This is a genomic window from Lysinibacillus sphaericus, assembly GCF_005217585.1.
GTDB lineage: Bacteria > Bacillota > Bacilli > Bacillales_A > Planococcaceae > Lysinibacillus > Lysinibacillus sphaericus.
The window spans coordinates 1835714-1856337 of sequence record NZ_SZPT01000002.1; the positions used below are offsets into that span (position 1 = coordinate 1835714).

General features: G+C 37.4%; 12 protein-coding genes. 4 read left to right on the top strand and 8 right to left on the bottom strand.

From position 1 onward, the window contains the following. Positions 1-96: 96 nt before the first annotated feature. The 3 genes from FC748_RS22515 to FC748_RS14285 form a co-directional block, all read right to left on the bottom strand. The gene (locus FC748_RS22515) at positions 97-1992 is read right to left on the bottom strand and encodes a glycosyltransferase (RefSeq protein ID WP_108029391.1); all 1896 of its coding nucleotides are present in this window, start codon (positions 1990-1992) and stop codon (positions 97-99) included. A 212-nt stretch (positions 1993-2204) separates the two neighbouring features. Beyond that, positions 2205-3698: an S-layer homology domain-containing protein gene (locus FC748_RS14280; protein WP_108029390.1), complete on the bottom strand. Its 1494-nt coding sequence runs from the start codon at positions 3696-3698 to the stop codon at positions 2205-2207. Positions 3699-3940: 242 nt separating this feature from the next. Continuing rightward, entirely contained in the window at positions 3941-6994 is a 3054-nt protein-coding gene (locus tag FC748_RS14285; RefSeq protein ID WP_025218610.1) for an S-layer homology domain-containing protein, read from the bottom strand. Between the two features lie 580 nt (positions 6995-7574). Between FC748_RS14285 and FC748_RS14290 the strand changes: the two genes are divergently transcribed. Continuing rightward, complete coding sequence (locus tag FC748_RS14290; protein ID WP_108029389.1) at positions 7575-8999, top strand: MBOAT family O-acyltransferase; 1425 nt, start codon at positions 7575-7577, stop codon at positions 8997-8999. A gap of 10 nt (positions 9000-9009) precedes the next feature. Continuing rightward, a complete protein-coding gene (locus tag FC748_RS14295) occupies positions 9010-10191 on the top strand; it encodes an alginate O-acetyltransferase AlgX-related protein (protein ID WP_108029388.1) in 1182 nt (393 codons plus the stop codon). A gap of 175 nt (positions 10192-10366) precedes the next feature. On the opposite strand, the gene FC748_RS14300 is transcribed toward FC748_RS14295, so the two are convergent. From FC748_RS14300 to FC748_RS14310, 3 genes are all read right to left on the bottom strand, one after another. Next, positions 10367-11365, bottom strand: a complete 999-nt coding sequence (locus FC748_RS14300) for an acyltransferase family protein (RefSeq protein ID WP_108029387.1) — start codon at positions 11363-11365, stop codon at positions 10367-10369. An 80-nt stretch (positions 11366-11445) separates the two neighbouring features. Beyond that, positions 11446-12801, bottom strand: coding sequence for an MATE family efflux transporter (locus FC748_RS14305; RefSeq protein ID WP_108029386.1), 1356 nt, complete (start codon positions 12799-12801; stop codon positions 11446-11448). A 53-nt stretch (positions 12802-12854) separates the two neighbouring features. Further along, positions 12855-13508, bottom strand: a complete 654-nt coding sequence (locus FC748_RS14310) for a helix-turn-helix transcriptional regulator (protein ID WP_167492683.1) — start codon at positions 13506-13508, stop codon at positions 12855-12857. 203 nt (positions 13509-13711) lie between these two features. Between FC748_RS14310 and FC748_RS14315 the strand changes: the two genes are divergently transcribed. Together FC748_RS14315 and FC748_RS14320 are read left to right on the top strand one after the other, a co-directional pair. Beyond that, positions 13712-13924 carry a response regulator gene (locus FC748_RS14315; RefSeq protein ID WP_024362428.1) on the top strand — a complete coding sequence of 71 codons (213 nt, stop codon included), beginning with the start codon at positions 13712-13714 and terminating at the stop codon, positions 13922-13924. Then, on the top strand, positions 13881-14195 hold the full coding sequence (locus tag FC748_RS14320; protein WP_208733884.1) for a hypothetical protein: 315 nt from the start codon (positions 13881-13883) through the stop codon (positions 14193-14195). Before FC748_RS14315 ends, FC748_RS14320 begins: the two co-directional genes overlap by 44 nt. A gap of 542 nt (positions 14196-14737) precedes the next feature. Here FC748_RS14320 and FC748_RS14325 read toward each other — a convergent pair. Continuing rightward, positions 14738-15154: a hypothetical protein gene (locus FC748_RS14325; RefSeq protein WP_108029384.1), complete on the bottom strand. Its 417-nt coding sequence runs from the start codon at positions 15152-15154 to the stop codon at positions 14738-14740. A 205-nt stretch (positions 15155-15359) separates the two neighbouring features. Beyond that, positions 15360-20126, bottom strand: a complete 4767-nt coding sequence (locus tag FC748_RS14330) for an endonuclease (protein WP_193768759.1) — start codon at positions 20124-20126, stop codon at positions 15360-15362. Between the last annotated feature and the right edge of the window lie 498 nt (positions 20127-20624).

A 20624-nucleotide genomic window follows, 5' to 3' on the forward strand; every position in this document is an offset into this window, starting at 1 on the left:
AAAAGTGTTAGATTGACGCAGGTCAATCTAACACTTTTTTTGCTATATCGTTATGTCCGCTATAGGAGTGCCTTGTTACATTTCTACTCCATCGTTTTAATCCTTTAATCTGTTTTTAAAATATTGCTGATTATCTAATATAAGTTTATTTGTTGGATCGTATTGTAATGCTTGTTCATTGTAATTATTCGCTATGTCATATTGTCCCAGACGATCGTAACAAACAGCTAATTGAATATATGGTAGCCATGTCCAAGCGATATGTTCAATTAAATTCCCCTGTTTTGGTTTGTTCTTCATACTGATTGCTTGTTCATACCAATAAATAGCTTGTTCGTATTGTGAATCTGCCAAAAATTTTGCACCTAAACGACAACAACATTCTGGGCGAGGCGTGCTATAAGCGAAAGTTTTTAATAAAAAATGCAACTGTCTATCAGCATCATTCAGCATTTCATAACAATCTGCTATTTTTATACAAGCTGCAATTTCATCCTCAATCCACCCTTGTTTTGTCGCTAAAAATTGTTGATATTTATCAACGGCTTCTTTGTACAATGCATGGTCTTTTAATTCATTTCCATAATAAAACAAATCCCGTGCCGTAAATTGCTCTTGTTGCGCTTCCCTGCGCTTATAAATTTTCAAATTACGGTCTGTATAGGCTTTTTCTTTACGATGTGTAATGGCTATATTACGCTGTATAAAATTCCCTTGGACAGCTAAATATTCATGTACTGCCCCAACCCATTTAAAATCGCAAGAACGTTTTACTACTCTATTTCTTTTAAGGCTATATGTTGGATTGCCATTCTCATCAAAGGCTAGATGATAATCCATCATCACACTATCCACTTCTTTATCCGTTAGTTCTTCTAGTAAGTTTAGAAAATGTATTCTTTCCCTCTCTTCTATAATATCATCTGCATCTAACCATAAAATATAATCCTTGGTGGCTTTGCTAAATGAAAAATTGCGAGCTTGTGAAAAATCATCTATCCATTCAAAATCATAAATAAGACTTGTGTATTGCTTGGCAATTTCTTTCGTTTTATCGGAGGAGCCAGTATCTACAATAATTATTTCATCCACAAGTCCTTGAACAGAAGATAAACAACGCGCTAAAACTTGTTCTTCATTTTTGACGATCATACATAAGCTAACAGTCGCTTGTTGCTTTTTTCCAATAATGATTTCATTTTTAAATTTTTCCGCACCTAGTAGGTCTGATTCTCGATAAATATGAAAAGCAGGCAAACGAGTATCAACAAATAACGGTAATTCCAAAGCGGAAGCCCTTATGCAAAAATGTCGATCTTCTCCCCAAAACGATAAATTTTTTAGCTGTTTAAAACGAACACCCTTTAAAAGTGCTTTTCTACTTATTAATGTGCAAGCACCTAGCCCCCCTACTTCATAGATGCCTGGTACTTTTAATTTATTGATAAAAGCGGACGTTCTATTGACAATATCGATTGGTTCTAATTTTTCGCCATTATTAATCTCGTATAATGTATATTCATCCATCATCCACACTTGAGGTAGTGCTACTTCATTTTTGTTCCACTCAGTCCAGAAAATATTAGAGATAATGTCTTTTTGCGCATTCCATAAGTTTTGAAGTGTATTCGGATACAACATTAAATCAGAATCTATCAGTAGCAAACCATCATATTGTAATTGAATTGCATGTTCAATAATCCTATCTTTCATTTTCCCTACTTTTTCAATTAGCGAGTCGGTCCAATAATGTGTGTGTTCATCCTTCCTATAAAGTTCATTTTGCTGGTTATTTTTAATAATTTTTACACCTTCATTTTGTGATTGAAATAACGTTAAAAGTTCCGTTGATTGTTGGTCATCATTATCATCAATAAATAAAAAATCCACTTTATGCTCGTCTTTGTTTAACGACTGAAGTGAAAACAAAAAATAATCTAAAATTAAAGGTTTTTGTCGTACAGGACTAGCAATTAATATACGAGGTTTCATACAGTTCTCCTTCATTTGGATATTTTCAGGAAATCATACAACATACCATCCATGTCTTCAATTTAGAGCCAAGTAGGAACTTCATCGTACTATCATTATTCATCATGCATTTAATTTGTGACAAACCGTTAATATATACTTCAACTAATGAAAAAAGTGAAATTGACAATTGTCAATTTCACTTTTTCGTATCACGATGTTCTATCGGTGAATTACCACGCATTTTCCATATCTTGTTGTGTCGCTAATTCGTAATACATCGTCGTTATTCCACTTACTTCATACATCATTCCTTGGACAAATAGCTTTTCACCATTCGTACCGTTTAGGCGAATGGCAAAAATGGTTTCACCTTTGCCAACTTTTTTAACTGTTACACCATCAGCAGCATTTTCCACATCAACAATTTTGTGATCATACAATGCTCCTGTAAATTGCTCTACGTGAACATCTTTCACAGTAAAGCCTATTTCACTCTTCGGAATGAAAACACTGCTGACTTCAACTGCTGCTGAAGTATACATTTCATAACCATCTGTTTCAGCATGAATACCTACACGTACAGATTGTCCTTTATCATCCGACAATGTTGCAATGTAGTCACCTGCCTGCAATAACTTCAATTCATAATTGCCGCCTTTTGGAATGCTTTCTGGCTCCCAACCATCAAAATTGAATGGTTGATAGACGTAGACTTTGTCACTTACTTCATGACCATTTGCAGTTGTTAGCTGAATATGAGACGGATTAAAGCCTAAATCCTCTTCGAAAAGTAATGCTGAACCCGGTGTAATTTCATCTGTTTGTTGGCAATCAAGTTGAAGCTTGCCATCCACTTCTGTAACGACCACTTTATATTTTTGCGTGTCAATAATCTCATAGTTTTCTTCTTTATCAATATTGTAGCTTACTAACATAAAGTGGCCAGATCCTTCACGCAATGCCTCTACCGTCAAACCATTCGTTGTTTGATGAATTTTGAAAAATTCGTGCTCCCCATCAGCCGCTATATTATCATAAGAATAGGCTTCCAATTGAGTAGCTCCAAAATCACGCGCAATGAAACTTTGGACAACGCGATTTGCTTGTATCGCCTCTATACGATGAATAAATAATGCAAGTTGTGAACGTTTGACTGTTTCTTTTAAACCGAATGTTGTAGGTGTAATACCCTTTGTAATATTGTGTTCAAACAATGGACCTACTGCATAATACGCATCAGAGTATTTTACAATATCCGTAAACGGCAGTGTCCAATCTTCAGTATTATTACTTAATTGGAAAGCAGATGTTAACATGCTCGCTAATTGCTCACGTGTGATGGCTTGATTGACACCAAAGCTACCATTGGCAAAGCCTGTCGCAATTCCCTCATTTGCTAATGCCGCAATTGCGCCGTAGTATTCATCACTTTGCTTAACATCGGTAAATTGAGGGTCTATTACATTTTGCGTATCTAAAGCCAATAAATTTGCTAAAATTTTGGCTACTTGTCCACGTGTGACATCTGCAAACGGCTTAAATGTACCATCTGCATAACCATTAATAATCCCGCGGGTAGCTAAATCTTTCACCGCAGTTCCATATTCTTTCGTCATATCCACATCGCTAAATCCTTCAACTGCGTGCGCTGTCGGCACTACTACAATGGCACTTGTAGCTAAAGCCGCAACGATTGCACCTTGAAATAATTTATTTCGTTTCATTCACTCGACCCCCTACGTCTTTTCCCTATCATACTATGATAACACATGGAAATAATACTAAAAGTTTCATATTCTTCTATAGTTATGTAGTTTATAGCATTGTAGCAAAGTCAAATGTATTCATACCCGCTGTTTTTTCCATTAAAAAAGCCTTGTGACTAGGATGAATCAAAAGATTTCATCTAATCACAAGGCTAGTTATAACACTAGTAAACTAGTGTATAAAGTAACACTTCGTTTTATTAAGGAGTTACAATTGTTGCTTTAAGTTCTTTTGTTGCGTTACCAACTTTAATTTTTAAAGTTACTTTAGCTTCTGTAACGCCAGCTTTTAATGTAGCTGTTGCAGCTGCAGTACCGTTACCAGCAATTGTTACATCAGTAACTTTTTCAGGTACGATTGTAACTGTTTCTGCTGCAAGTGCTTTGATTTCTTTGTTACCATATTGGTCAACAGTTGCAACGTTTACTACTACTGGAGCATCTCCTGTAGTTTTTAAGTTTGCTACAGTTGCACCAGATGCTAATGTAGCTTCTGTAATAGCTTTCGCTACGTTGTAATCAGCTAAATCTACTGATACTGTTGATGCTGTAAAGAAGAAATCTTGTGTTTTTTCAGCGTCAGCTGAAACAACGAATTTTTGTTCTAATACTTCACCAGTTGCATTAATTGTTACTTTTAAAGTGAATTCTGTATCAATTTTGTTTGCTGCTGGAGTTGTATCAGTGTTTAAAGCTGTGTCAGCGATATTTACTTTACCTGCAGTTACAGCTTGTGGCGCAGTTAATTTACCGCCAGTTACTGTTGCTGTATATTCGTTTGGCTCAAGTGCAACTTTACCACCGTTTAATAAACCGTTAACAGTGATTTTTTTGTCAGTTGCTACTTTTGTTTTACCGATTTCAGCAATTTCGTAACCTTTGTATTCTGTACCATCAGTTACTTGTACTTTTACTTCTACAGCAGAATCAATTGTGCCATTTGGCGTTACTAGAGCAACGTTTAATGTTGCAGTACCATTTTTAAGTGGTGTAACTTGGTTTGCACTTACTGATACTACATCAGAAGTACCAACTAATGTAACTGTTACAGGAGCTGCAGAGTTTTTCATTTCACGACCGTATTGGTCTTCAATGATTAAGTGATCTTTTGCAGTAATTGTCACTGGTGCTTGAGCAGTTGAAATTACTAATGGGTTTTTAAGTCCGCGAACTACAGTTGGTACTGCTGCAGCTTTAACATCTACAGTAATAGTAGCAACTTTGAATGTTGAAGTTTGGAATACTAATGCTTGTGTTCCAGCTGCTCCAAATGTTGTTTTGTAGTATACTTGACCATCTTTTACTTCAAGAGCAGATTCAGCAACTGGTGTGCCGCCAACTTTAATACCTTTGTTAGCATCAGCTAAGATTTTTTTGTTAGTGATAACATTGCCTTCTTTATCAGTAACTGTTAAAGGAATTAATGTAGCTTCGTTAGCAACTGCGATTTCTGGTTGAGAAACAGAGATTGCGTTAGTTGTAGTAGTTTCTGCCACTTTCACAGTGTATTTTGCAGATTGGCCGTTAGTTGTTGAAATTAATAATACATCAGTATCACCAGCTTTTAAGATTGATGATAAAGCAACTACTAATTTATCTTTTTCGCCAATTTTTACTTTTGTTACTTTGTTATCGATTGTTAAGTTTGTAGTGTTAGTGTTTGTAATTACTAAACCACTTGCTTTAGCAGCATCTGTAATTTCTTTACCGTATTGGTCTTTAAGGTTTAATACGATGAATGCTTCAGAAGCTTTAGAGTTATCATTTAAAACTACTTCTTCACCTTTAGCGTTGTAAACACCCGCTACTTCAATAGAAGAAACTGTAGATTCAGCAGATAATTTCACAGTTTTAGAAACTGAAGTACCTGTAGCAGTATCAAATAATACAACTGGTACTAAATCGCCGATTTTTTTACCTTCTACAACAGCGCCTGATAATTTAACTACACCTTTAGCAGCATCAGCTACAACAGTTGTGTTAGCAGTATCATTTGTTTTTAAAGAAGTTGTTTTTGTAATATCTGTACCGTATTGGTCTTTCACTACGTAACCAACAGTTGCAGTTGTACCTGCAGCGAAAGTACCGTTAGATTGGATAGCTGTATCAACTACTGCTACTTCGTCTAAGATTTCGATAGAAGTAACTTTTTGAGCTTCGATTTTAACGTCGCTTGTTAATACTTTTTCAGTTAAACCAGAGATGTTTACAGTGTAATCTGCAGCTTGGAAGTTTGTAGCGCCTACTAATTGAACTGATTTTTTGTCAGCAGCCCAAGTAAGAGTTACGTTTTGCTTGAATGTACCGCGTAATAATTCAATTGTAGCTTTAGAAGTATCTTCTACTGCTTTGTTGAATTTTACTTCGATTGTTTTAGCGTTAACAGCTTTTACAGATTCTAATTTAACTTCAGCTACTTCATATGTAACTACAGCTGAATAAGCTTTGCCTTCGATTTCGAAGTCTACTTTAGTTTCTTTGTTTTCTGGAAGTGCAGTTTCTAATTTTACAGTATGTTTTGTATCATCAGAAAGAGTTACTTCTAATGTAGTTGCGTCAACAACTTTAGCTTCTTTTACAGTTAAAGGAGCTTCTGCAATGTTCGTGATTGTACGGTTTAAGAATGATGCGAATTGACCACGAGTTAAAGTGTTTTTAGGGTTGAACGCTTTAACGTTTGTAAGACCAGCATATTCTAACGCGATAATTGCTTCACGGTTTTCGTTAGCTGTAGCGTTATCTAAGTCAGTGATTGTAGATTTGAAGTCAGATTCTTTGTAATCTGCAACTAAGTCTACACCGTAAACAGTGTTGATAGCACGTACTAATACTACTGCCATTTGTTCACGAGACATGTTTTTAGTGTACATTAATTGGTCGTTAGAACCTTTGAATACGCCAGCATCTTTAACAAGTGCTGCATATTGTAGTAATTCTTGGTCTGGAGCTGTAGTTGGTAGGTCAGTGAAACGAGCTTTTGTTGCATAGTCAGCTGGCACTTCATAACCTTCAGATACTAACCATTTACCTAAGAATTTTGTTACGTTACCGCGTGTTACTACTGCGTTTGGTTTGAATGTACCGTCAGTGTAACCTCCTACGATTTTAGCGTCCGCTAATGCTAAGATTGCGTCCTTGTGATCACTATTTTCAATATCAGAAAAGCTTGCTGCGCTAGCTACTGGTACGATTGCTGATGCTACTAGAGCTGCTGATGCTGCGCCGACAACCCATTTACTATATTTTTGTTTCATGTGCAAAAACCTCCTAGATAAATTAGCCACTTTTGTGACTACGTTTCTATTATAAAAGAAGTAGAACATACATTTCTATGTGCAATATTTGGAATGAAGGATGTGGTAATAGTTTATCTTCATTGGTTATAAATACATTTATTAGTTTATTTATAATTTGTTTTCCATCCGAATTTTGGCATACTAACGTTTCTTTTGTTCGAAAAATATACCATTTTACCCATAGATATTGAGACTTTTTCCCTTCCAATAATTTTTAAGTAAGCCAAATATCTCACTTAAAGGAATAGTGAACAAATCGTGAATTTAAGTTACAATAATATAGGTAATTTATTCATTAATTCCCTTGGAAAAATGGATTAATATTTTATGGAAACCAGAATCTAGCGATAGCTATTAAAGTAAATGGGCATTACTAGACTTCTAATAGTGGTAAAACTCGGTTTTGTGGCGATTATCTCGGGTTTTGTGGCGTTTCGTTCGGAGTTTGTGGCGATTTGCTCAAGCTTTGTGGCGTTTCATACTGCTAGTCAGCGATTCACGAAGTTTTATTTTTTACAGAGATGGGGATTTGACAGAAATGGTATTTAGTAGTCTTATTTTTTTATATGTCTTTTTGCCATTAGTGATTGTTGTGTACTTCATTTCTCCGAAGATGCTACGCAATACGATTTTACTGTTGGCAAGTTTGTTCTTTTACGCTTGGGGTGAGCCGAAATATGTGCTTTTAATGATGCTGTCCATCGTACTCAATTATGTGCTCGGTATCGTTATTGAAAACACCGCTTCCCAGTCCAAGCGCAAAACATTACTTTGGTTAGTCATTGTTAGCAACTTAGCCATCTTAGGCTATTACAAATATGCTGGCTTTTTCGTGGATATTGTCAATAATTATTTGTCGCAACCTATTGAATGGCAGGCTGTTCCGCTGCCAATCGGGATTTCATTTTACACGTTCCAAGCACTTAGTTATGTAATCGACGTCTATCGTAAGGACGTAAAGGCACAGCGCAATTTTTTAGATTTATCACTTTTCATTACATTATTTCCGCAACTCGTTGCAGGCCCTATCGTTCGTTATCAAACGGTAGCTGAACAAATAAAGAAACGTATTGCGACAGCAGAAGATTGGATGATTGGGTCGCGTCGCTTTGTACAAGGGCTGGCGAAAAAAGTACTGATAGCCAATCCGATGGGCGAAGTTGCCGATCATGTCTTTAGCTTATCAGGTGGGGATTTAACAACGGGGACTGCCTGGATTGGGATTTTAGCGTACTCCCTGCAAATTTATTTTGACTTCTCAGGCTATAGTGATATGGCAATTGGGTTAGCACGAATTTTCGGCTTTAAATTTGAAGAAAACTTTAACTATCCATATATAGCACAATCTGTTACAGACTTTTGGCGACGCTGGCATATCTCACTTAGCAGTTGGTTTAGAGATTATGTCTACTTCCCACTTGGTGGTAGTCGTGTTAGCCATGAATGGAAACTATATCGTAACTTACTTGTTGTGTGGACACTTACTGGTTTTTGGCACGGGGCAAGTTGGACCTTTATGGCATGGGGCTTTTACTACGGTATCTTAATTTGCTTGGAAAAATGGGTGCTGTTGAAATGGTTGGCACGCATTCCACGTATCGTCCGACATATGTATATATTAATAATAGTAATGATTGGCTGGGTGTTCTTTAGAGCAAATGATTTTACATATGCATTTTCATTTATCAAAACGATGTTTGGGCTTTCCGATGCCGCACTGTACAATTATGAAACGATTTTACTGACAAAAGATTATGCGCTTTACTTTGTCATCGCTATTTTTTTTGCCATGCCTATTTATAAGTTTTACCAAACATGGAGTGAACAAAAGGCAGCCGCTTCCCTATCATTTGACTGGGGTCTGCGCATTACACAAACCGTTTACTATGGTGCACTTTTGTTATTTATTACGATGTTTTTAGTAAACGCAACACATAATCCATTCATTTACTTTAGATTTTAGGTGGGACATCATGCGAAAAATTCAAACGTATCTATTACCAATTACATTTTTTTGCATTATTTTCGGTGGCTTCGTCGTGCATGTATTAACGGTGGATCGGCCGCAATCAGAAATGGAAAACCGGCCATTAGAATCTGCCAACATTACGCCAAGCGCTAAGGAAATTTTAACAGGGACATGGTCCAAGCAAGTAGAGTCGTATATTTCTGACCAGTTTCCTGCACGTGATACATGGATGCGCAATTATGTAAACTTTCAACGTGTTGTGGGCAAAACGTATTTAAATGATAAGTACGCTGTTGATAATAAAACTGGCTGGATTATTTCGAAGCCGGCCGCAGTAAAACCCGATGAAGAGCTGGCTGCTTTTGCCTCTGATTTACAACGCTTAAGCAAAGGTCTAGCTGAAAAGCATATACCATTTACATTTTACTCCCTACCAGCAAAGGCGACTTATTCACGTGAGCCAAGCCCACGCTATATGCCAGAAGATGCTGGTATTGCAAACAATGTAAAACTGCACGAACTTGTTACCGCTGCAGGCGTAGACAATATTCGACTCTATGATGAAATGCAAGAAAACTTTTCTGCCGAGCGCAACTTCTTTAAAACAGATCATCACTGGACAATTCGCGGTGCCTATTCAGGCTACGAAGCGCTTATCCATACACTAAACAAACGACTGGGTGAAACAATAGCAACCATTCCTTTTGAAGAAGCCAATACATTTTGTTTACCAAATAAGTTCGCCGGCTCATGGAATAAAATACTCTATATGACCGTCGAGAATAATGAACAAATTTGCTATAACGAACCTGCATCGTTTGCAACACAGTTTACAATCTACGACGGTACAATTGAAGGTGGCGTCACTGCACCGTACGACGCAGTGTACGGTCGGGCGAAACAGATGAGTCCTGACGCCATAGTGAACTATGCGGATGCCTACAGCCGCGACTTTGCTGAACTTACAATCGTCAACCAAAACTATGACAGCGACAAACATCTCGTCGTCATTAAAGATTCATACTTTAACACCATTCAATTTCATGTAGCAAGTCACTTTAAAACTGTGACCATTTTAGACTTACGTTATTTAGAGAAAGATATTATTCCTTACTTACAAAACATGCAACCGGACTATGTCATTCTTGCCTATAATGATCGCAATTTAAAACTGATGCCCGAGTAACTATCGGCCAATCACGTTATAACGAGGTACCCGCGGTTTGCTTAGGGTTACCCGCGGTTCGTTACGGTTTACCCGCGATTCGCTCCGGTTTACCCGCGATTTACTTCGATTTACCCGCGATTCGCAAAACAATTACAAAAGCAGTGATTTCTATCTAGTTAGAGATCACTGCTTTTTAACGTTTTTTTAACTTTCCCACAATCCATTGACTAAACGGTAGGAATGACAATAGTTTCGTCAGCCCAATGCAAACAACAAGTGTCCACAGCATAAGCATGGAAACACGCGTCAATGTGCTATCAAAATGTGCCACAAACCAGCTTGTCGATAGACGTAGCACTTCCCAATGGATAAGGTAAATCATAAACGCATATTGACTAATAATACGAACCAACTTCGTAGCTGGCAATGACTGCCCCCAAGCAATAACACAAAGCACAACACTAAAGACAAGTGGGACTATATCGAGACGCCTCGAATGCACCTCAGTATAGCCAAGTAACATACGAATCATCAAAAACAGTACAGCAAGTACAACGAAAACAACCGTTGCACCTCGGTACTTCTTCGCCAATGCAGCTAGTCTCTCATATGAGACTCCCATCGCATAGGCAACTGCAAAATAACCAAGCCATCCTGTAAACAGCAAGCGTAGCACATTCGCATGGTCCTCAAAAATTGGATAAGGCAAGGCAATGACCGCATGATGTACTAGCGTAATCAGCACACTGAGCGGTAGAAACCACGTAATCGACCATTTAAAACGCTTCATCAACTCAAATACTACATATAACTGGAAAATAACTACAACAAACCAGCCCACAAACTCTCCATAAACTACATTATAGAAATACTTGTCCCATAACAAACCTTTACGATAAATTGACTCCACCAATAATGCATCGACAAAAGCCCACACTAAAAAAGGCACTAAAATATATTGAAGACGACTCGACCAAAAATAAATTGGTAGCCGTTCACGATAACGATTTGACAATATGATAATCGATAACACAATAAACGTCGGCGTTGCATAGCAAAGCGCAATCCGCAAAAACAGATAAACCTGTTGCTCGGGTTCTACACCAACCTCCAAAATTACCCAGGATGATGTATGTAATAGTAAAATGGATAGGCATGCCACTACACGTAGGAAATCCCACTCTTTAATCACTACAACATTCTCCTAGTACTATACTCTCTATATTAAGCATGTCATAGTTTATCAGATAATGCAATGGCACTAGTTGGTAGCTATTTTTGTAGTATTTTTCTATAAAATACAATAGCGATGCTAAGTGTCGCAATATCAGCAAGTGGAATTGACAAAAATATGGAGAAAGCAGGACTAATATCGAACAAATTTTCTTTACGAAAAAAAGTCGGTAAAAGCAGAACGAGCGGCACAATTACGATAACCTGTCTGATTAGACCAAGGATTACGGCATAAATTTCTTTACCTGTAACCTGCAATACAGTCATAATTGTATAGGTAATACCCAATAGCGGAAATGTTAGAAAAATGACCTTTATCACATGTTGTGTTGATGTTAACATCGTTTCATCAGAAGTAAACAAATACAAAATCACATTACTGAACATATACATAGCTACAGTAATACCAATACCATAAATAATCGCATACAACATTGTCTTTTTTACAGTTTTATTTTTTTTCAATAATTCTCCCTTACCCTCAAAATAAGCAAGAATTGTTTGAACTGCCTGCGTGATACCAATAATCGGCATTAATACAAGCATATACATCTTGTTGGCTATATTCCAAATCGCTATTTGACTATGGCTTCCTATTGATATGAGCTGATGGTTTACTATAAATGCAGAAACACCGGCTAATAATTGTATGGCCGTTTGGGCAAAACCAATTTTCAACATTTGAAAGGACAGCCATCCATGTTCTCCTAAAGATACCTTGCTCGCTAAAAACCAGATATGACGTTTCACCAAATAAACAATGGAAATAATAGCGCATACTAACTCACTAATGAAAGTGCCTAAAGCAATACCAACAACGCCTAATTGAAAACCGAAAGTTAAAATAGCATTGCACACAATATTAATCACCACTGCAATGGTAATAATAATTGCCTCTACTTTTGGATAACCAAATGCTCGAATAACGCTCGTCAATGTATAACCAATAGCACTCAAAATATTACTAAGTAGAATAATAGTTAAATAATCTTTGGCAAGCTTCCATACTTCACCTTTAGCACCCAACATAGTTAAAAGTGGCTCCATCAAAATCCATGTAGTGCCAGATGTAACAAAGCTAACAACACACGTCATCACAAACCCACTCTGAAAATACTTATTTAATTGAAGTTGATCGCCACTACCTAAATACTTTGAAATCATGATTGCCGTTGACGTGGCAAAGAGCGTCTGCAGTGCTACAAAAGCAGCAAGAATCGGCGATAATAAGCCCATGGCAGATAAGGCACTTTCACTTTGGCTACCTATATGCCCTGCAAAAGACGTATCCACTACGGAAGTCATCATTTCAAGAATTAAGGACAAGATTGCAGGAAGTGAGAACGTTGCAATTAATTTACTGATTGAATAGTTGTCGAAGTTATTGGACTTCATCTAGCATCCCCTCCAACACAAACAATATCATGTCAAATAAGACACCTAATGTCTTATTTAAAAATAATTGTGTGATTTTGTTGGTACGGAGTAAAATTTCGTTCAAACTCAATATTCGTTATATGCGAATAAGTAATTGAAGCAATCTTTATTAATACATACTCCCTTTCAAAAGCATATAAATATAATCCATCCGCTTTTAAAACATAACTAATCGGTGCAACGTCCATTTGTTTCTCACCAATAACGACACGAAGATAGTATTCCTCGTCAAGACAATGGTTTATCCGTTGATAGACTGCTTCTGTCATATCGACCTTATTATCGAAAAGATCAACGATAAAATAATCTTTGGCATCTTGTTCATACAGATAAATCAATTCTGGAGAAATGAGTGCCAGTTTCTTTAATATACGCTCCTTATGCATTTGCATTGACAAACTATCATAAACAGATAACGCAAATGTTAAAACTTGCAAATCTTCATCATTAAAGAAGCTACTAGATAATTTATAATGCTCTTCAATATACACGCCACCCCTATGCCCCTGCTTACAAGTAACTGGAACACCCATCATCGATAGCTTATCAATATCCCGCTGAATCGTTTTTACACTTACTTCAAACTGACGCGCCAGCGCCTCATGCGTTGTCTTTTTCACCTTCAACAAATGTAGCAATATCTCCATTTGACGATTACGAATCATCTTACAGCTCCCCCCTTCTGTCACTTCTATATTAGTATGGACTAAAATCATCAGTACACAAAGTGGCTACAAGTGAAAAATCGTATTTTTGCTTTATAGTAAATTATTTGCGTATAGAATAGGAATTGACTTCCGTTCAGGTATATTGCAATCATTTAGTGATAAAAATAGAAGAAAGCTTCTAGCTATAAGAGAGGTATAAAATGTATAAAATATCAATTGTGGAAGATGACATGGATATTGCTCAAACATTGAAAAATCAACTAGATAAATACGGCTATCAAAGCGTTATTACACAAGACTTTGACAAAGTGCTCGATCATTTTCAAGCATTTCAACCGCACCTTGTTTTGCCTTTGATGGTTACTATCTATGAGCATTCTTTACTTCTACTTACAAACATCAGTGGAAGGTGAAAAAGCAAAATATACAGGCATTCGAAAAATTGGTCTTTCTGTAAAAGAAGTACGTTCTGTAGTGACAAAGGAATTAGCTATGCTAGTTTTTATCCCCTTCGCCTTTGCTAGCATTCTATTAGTTTGTGTAATGTTCTCCATGCGCAGTATGATTTCATCGTCATTTTATGAAATGACGGCAATGGGCATCAGTATATTTTTACTGTTATTTATAGGAAGCTTCTTCATTATCCGACGAAGCTATTTAATGAAATTAGTAGCAGCACATTAATATAGAACCGTTCCCTTTCATTTACAGCGACGACGGAACTGACACCAATAGAATAGACAATAAAAAAACACCTTTGATTGAAATAGGGTTTAGATACCTACACTTCAATTGGAGGTGTTTTTCTACGGGAACATGTGCGTAAAAAGGAACGTTACAAATTTAAAATTCTATACAATCCTATACTTATTCAACAAATAATCAAATGTGACAAATATTATAATATAAACGCTCCCCAATAAAGAACTAATGTAAAAAGTATCTTTATACGTGTTTATATCAAAATTAAGGAGTGTAAACAACAGTGAAAAAATTAAGGCACAAAGGAGATGTTTAATATACATCAATACTATATGTTTATTTTTACTATGTTTCTCAATAAGTAAGGAAACTCCTAAAGCTACAAGCATAGAAGGTGCCGTAAATGCAGTACCATACATACCATAAACAATACTGTATGTAGAAGTAATAAATAGTGGAATAATAAAGATGCCAATAATAATTGTAACGACAGCAGCGATTGCTTTGTTTTTAACCATTCTATTTCACAACCTTACTAGTTTTGAAAAAACCATTTTATAAATTACATAAGTAATTAAATTAAAAATAAGGAAAATAATCGACTGGACTATTGTCACAACTATAATAAATAAGAGATCTGCACCTAATACAATCTCGCCCGGAGGCAATTCTTTTTTTGTGCTTTCCACCAAAACAAAAGTGCCCCAGACAAAGATAGATATGTATAATCCTAAATATGCGAACAGTGCATATTGATAAAACTTCATTCTAAATTTAAATCCTAACACCACATTCAGAAGAATTATAACGAAAGGAAAAGCTAAAAATTGAACTAACGAATCAAACCTTTCGTCTAACATTGAACCAAGAAATTGACTTATACATGCCATTGCACTATTTGCAAACGCTACTATAATGAAAGCATTTTTTTGTGTATCCATTTTTCACCCCTCTATTAACTCCTATAGAGTGTTGTTATAAATTTTATCATAAATGGAATGCATACCCATGACTTTCGCCACTATATTTTGTATTATGTATTCACTTTCAAGCTCGTTTGAAATCAATTGCTTGTCGCCAATCCATAATAAAACCAGCCAGTTTTCAGCGATTTACCGCTGAAAACTGGCTGGTTTTTGCATTTTGCTAATTCACCATCTGCACCGCTGGTTTGTTGCCATAAATCGTTTCTACCCATTCTGGATGGTCGATAAATGGATTGCGGTTCCCTTGGATTTCGTAGATTCTTTCGTTTCGTCGTTTTTCATAGTCATCTACAGGGTCTTGTAGATGCCATTGTAAAAGAACCGAAAGTTTACCGTGATACGGAGCTGTTCCATTGTTGACTTTGTCATTTAATTCAAGGTCTACTTTATCGCCTAGCTCATAACGCGTTGCCATATAAAACAGAATGCGTGCAACGTCCCCTTTGACACGATTCGGTGGTTCGAAGGAATCGGCGTCTTTCAAGCAACCGTTACAGCCAGCGACTGGACTACCGCCATTGTCAAAGTCTAAATTTCCTCTCGCGCTATTTACTTGCACATCGGTAGGGCGTAAATGATGGATATCAGTTCCTGGTCCTTGACTTGTGCCGAAATTCCCATGTGATTTTGCCCACGTATGCTCTCGGTTCCAGTTTCCTACATTGCCGCCGTTGTTTGTTTTTGGACTAGATTTACCAGAATAAAATAACAGGACATTATTTGTATTATTCGGATCTTCATCTGTGTATCTCAAAGCATCCCATGCAGCATCATAGGATAATACTTTTTGGTTTGCAATAATATCATGCAGCGCCTTTTTAAGCGCTTGCCCCTCTTTGTTATAGGCAGCAGTATAGTAGTCGTTAGCCGTTACAGTAACACTAAAATTGGCCGTAACACTTTTTGTACCATCAGATGCCGTGACACCCACAATATGACTACCCGCTTCTAAAGTTAACGTTAAGCGTTTGCCCGTTATCGAACCTTTTGTAGCGGTAAATGTCAATTCGTCATTATCAGGATCAGCGAAATGCTCTGTTAAATCGATGGTAATGTCTGTTCCTACAGCTACTGTCTGATTTGTAAAAGGCTTTTTGATGATTGGTTGCTTGTTTTCAGCAGGGACAGGAGGGTAGACAATCGATTGCCCCTTAGAATTTGTAAATTTAATGTTTTCTAACGATGCACCCTTCTTCAATTCAATCAACTGTAAGTCAATATTTTCTGCGCCTCTAATTTCACTTACATTTTTGCCTTCAATTGTAATCTTTTTAAACGTATTGCCCTTTAAGTCTACAATGGACTCTGGATGATTTGGCGTAATAATCACATCTGTCTTGTTAAAGCCTTCACCGTGAAGCTCGACATACTTCCCTTTTAAGTGTACGCCCTTCGTAATATACGACGCTGCATCTAAATGTAATGCTACACTCGGTTTTGTAATAACTAAGATATTTTTCTTAAAGTTCTCATAGTTATATGTGATTTCAGGTTGAATCGGTTCTACTGTAGGACCTTGTTTTAAATCCAGTTGCACCATGACAGGGTCATGGTCACTTGCACGGCCTGCCATATCTGTAAAGTCTGCATTAATATGAAGAATATCAATTATCGTTTTTTCTTGAAGGTTATTAGAAACTAAAATATGATCTAATACTTGCGAATTTCCTTGATACAAATACGTATAACGGTCAGAAGAATCGGCTTTATTGATCATATTAGTCATCCATTCACCTTCATGAATTTTAAGCGCTTTGGCAAATTGGTAATCGTTAAAATCACCTAACGATACAATGTTTGCATCTGGATTGTTCGTTTTAACATCCGCAACAAAGTTATACACAATATTTGCGATTTTTTGGCGTTGCACTTCACTTTTATATTGCGGTGGTTGTGTTGCTCCAAATAATGGTGTGTCACCCGATTTAGAATTCCAGTGATTAGCAATCACAATGACATCTTCACCTTGGAACTCAAATTGTGCAGCTAACGGTTTTCGGCTATTATTAAATGCTTCATTCATCGGGTCAATTCGGCCTGGGTTCAGCGTTAATTGACCGTTTTGATAACTAACCGCAGTAGTCGCATCCCCTGCTTGGATTCCTTCCTTCAAGTTCACCCTTGCTGGATTGTATAAGAAACCAACACGAATATTCGCGTTCGGTGCACCACCATCTGCATTATTCACAGGGTCAATATTGACATACTTATAAGCAATGCCACTTTCAGCTTTAATGGCATCAATTAAGCGTTGATAACTTTGATCTGCCTTGGCATCACCAGCCGACTCGCCGTTATTATCTTGTACTTCCGTGACCCCTACAATGTCTGGCGTTTGCATATCAGTACCAATGGCGCGTGCTAATTTTCGCGCCTTATCATCCGATGTGGATGTTTTGTTATTAGAAAAGTTTTCTAAATTATACGAGGCAATTGTTAGCTTATCCTCTGCTTTGACTATTTTGGTAGTCTCAGGTGTTGCCGACCCTTTTACATGGGCTTGCTTCATGTTATCTAATGGCACGTAAATTTTGAAGTTTTGATAAGAGTAGCCCACAATACCCGTAATCGGTCCATTAAACTTATCGCCTGTGGCAACTTCGAAATCACGAGCTGTTCCGTTCGGTTCCAATCTAAATTGGATACGATTTGGGTTTGTTTTTCCTTCCTCATACAAGACCCCACCATGCAGCGTGTTTGTTGGCTCACTTTCAAGAACCGTTACTAAATCGCCATGTTCCTGTGGAGCAACAGCTTTGACATTGCCTACTTCCACTCGCATCGCTTCAATACTTTCCCAAAAATCAATGGCATCAATTGTTGGGTTGAAAACTTGCAGATTGTCACTATCAATTTGGCTAAATGACATTTTTAATTTATCAATTTGAATGGCTTTTGGTAATGCTACACTGGCATTAAGTACTTGTACTTTGCCCCCTTGATCATTTCGTACATTGATTTGCGTCGTTTTTAAATCTGTTTGGTTCGCATCACTGTAGCCATCATACGCATATTCATCTACTTTACCTGTTACCGATACTAAATTTCCTACTTGAATCGGCCAAGCATTCTTTCCGCTATAAAGTAAGATCCCTTCCGATGTATTCGGATTATCATCCGCTAATTCATCAGGTGTTTGAATTGTATAATAATAACTACCATTTAAAGAAAATGAATATGTTACAATCCCTTGAATGCCATCAACGGTTTTGCCAGCAAATGGAGAACGATGGCCTTCCTCTTGAATATCATGAATTTGCAGCGCATCTGTAATAACATAGTCATAGGTCATCACTTCACTAAACGTGCCATCACTTGCTTTGACAACCGTTTTTAATGTTGTGTTTTGCGTAATATCGATTGGTTTTTCGTATTTAATACCTGATATAGTAGGATTTGTACCATCTACTGTGTAATAGATTTCCCCATTAGCTGTCGATGTTGATAAAGTGACCGTTGTTTGATTAATAAATGTACCACTACTTGGCGACGCAATCGCTGGTTTTATTGCGGTACTATCCACAACAATATCGTTTACAGAACGTGGTATCACTTGGTAATCCTGATCAAATTGTTGAACAATGCCCGTAATTGATTCATATGTTGTGCCGACCGTTAAGCCTAGCGTATTCGTTTCATCGCGTACTAAGAAATTGCTACCATCACTAGCTGTATAGTTTGCCCAGCCACTTCCTGTTTGCACATTCGTCAGCGCAACATTATTTATCGTAACAAGTTGTGATTCATTTGCTTCTGCTACCTCTGCACCTGTTACTACTTTTGCAGTTGGTGCACCAACACCTGCCACTTTGTCGATAATTTGAGCTCCGTCTAATTGCAGTAACCCTCTATAGTCCGCAAGCTTCCCTTTAAGCGTTACTTCGTCCCCAATTTCTACATTTAGACTCGTCGGTCGTACAGCGATACCACCTGTTCCATCCTGTACAGAGATGGTATTTTTCAGCTTCCCTGCCACAATACCTTTGATTGTTACTGTTGTACCGTTCGCTTGTGTTCTTGCATCAGCGATTGACTGAACATCTGCTTGTCCAATGACGGTATAACTAAAAGTTTGCACATCACTATTTTCCAGCCCCTGTGCAACTGCTATCGCTTTGATCGTCATTGTTTTATCAATAACAATTGGCTGCGTATAACTAGCACTTTGCAATGTTGGCTCTGTTCCATCCGTTGTATAAAAAATCGTTGCACCAGCAGTGGCAGAAGATAATGCAATGGCAGTACCTGACGCAACCGTTCCAGAAGGTGTGGAAGCTGTGACGGCTTCTGCCTTTATAATAGGTCCAACCTCACCTCCATCCATTGCATGACTGCCTAAATGTTCGAATGTATCGATTGGATAGGGCTGCCATTCTAATGAAGGGTCAAAGGTGTCACTTGGATTTTTATCGCCAGACGTAATGGAACTCTTTCTAACCAATGTTGTATCAACAGTAGACACCCCATTGTCATTCCATGACTTGCCTGGATCAAACCCCATTTGACCAAAAGAATCTACTACCTCTTCACCTTTCTTTAAAACAATCGCATCATTACCATTAAACGCGGTAACAGCTGAAGCAAGTCCACCTTTCTCTTTTATCGCTGCTACTGCACTAGAATTATAGAGAATGATTGTCTCATTATGTGCTAAAGTGCCACTTAACGTCTGTTTGTTCGTTGGTGTCGTACTACCATTTGTATAAAGCTCAAGTTTGTATTGGCTTAAATCAATCGTTGAACCCGTTCCATTGTAAAGTTCAATCGCCTTATTATTACTGGACCCTTCAATATACTCAGAGATAATTAAATCAGTAGCTAATTCAGCCGCAACAGCTTGACTAGGCATTACTGGCATCGATACACTCGCAACTAATGTCGTTGCGAGAAAAGCATTGAATGACTTGTTCCATTTCTTTTTAGACATCATCAGTTAGCTCCTCTTTAAGTATTTGCTTCATAGAAACCTTCTTCTTAACCGAAGAAGGTCTACCATCTCTCTATCTCGGCTGTCGGTTTGTACCTACACCAGACGCATCAAGCGTGCCATCAATAGTAGTAAAACTTATTTCCCCAGTATATATATATGAAACCATATAACTGTTAATGCACTATTGAATTACTATATAGTAACTGTTAAATTATAGCATTTCACAAGAACCTAAGCACACAACAAAATAGTACAATTGTTAACCGAAACTTCACTTTTGCTAAACAATTCGTACTTTTTCCTATGTCGTTGTTTTCAGCTACGGCGGTGCTTTCCGCGGGCACACACGTAAGCCGCAACCCTCGCTAACGCGCGGTTCGTTGCGTCTTACGCTGTGTGCATTCCCGCAGGAGTCACCGCCTCCGCTACCAACAACTAGTACACCCTTCTATTAATTGTTTACTGCAATAGAATAAACGGCTAAGGTTTCGTTTG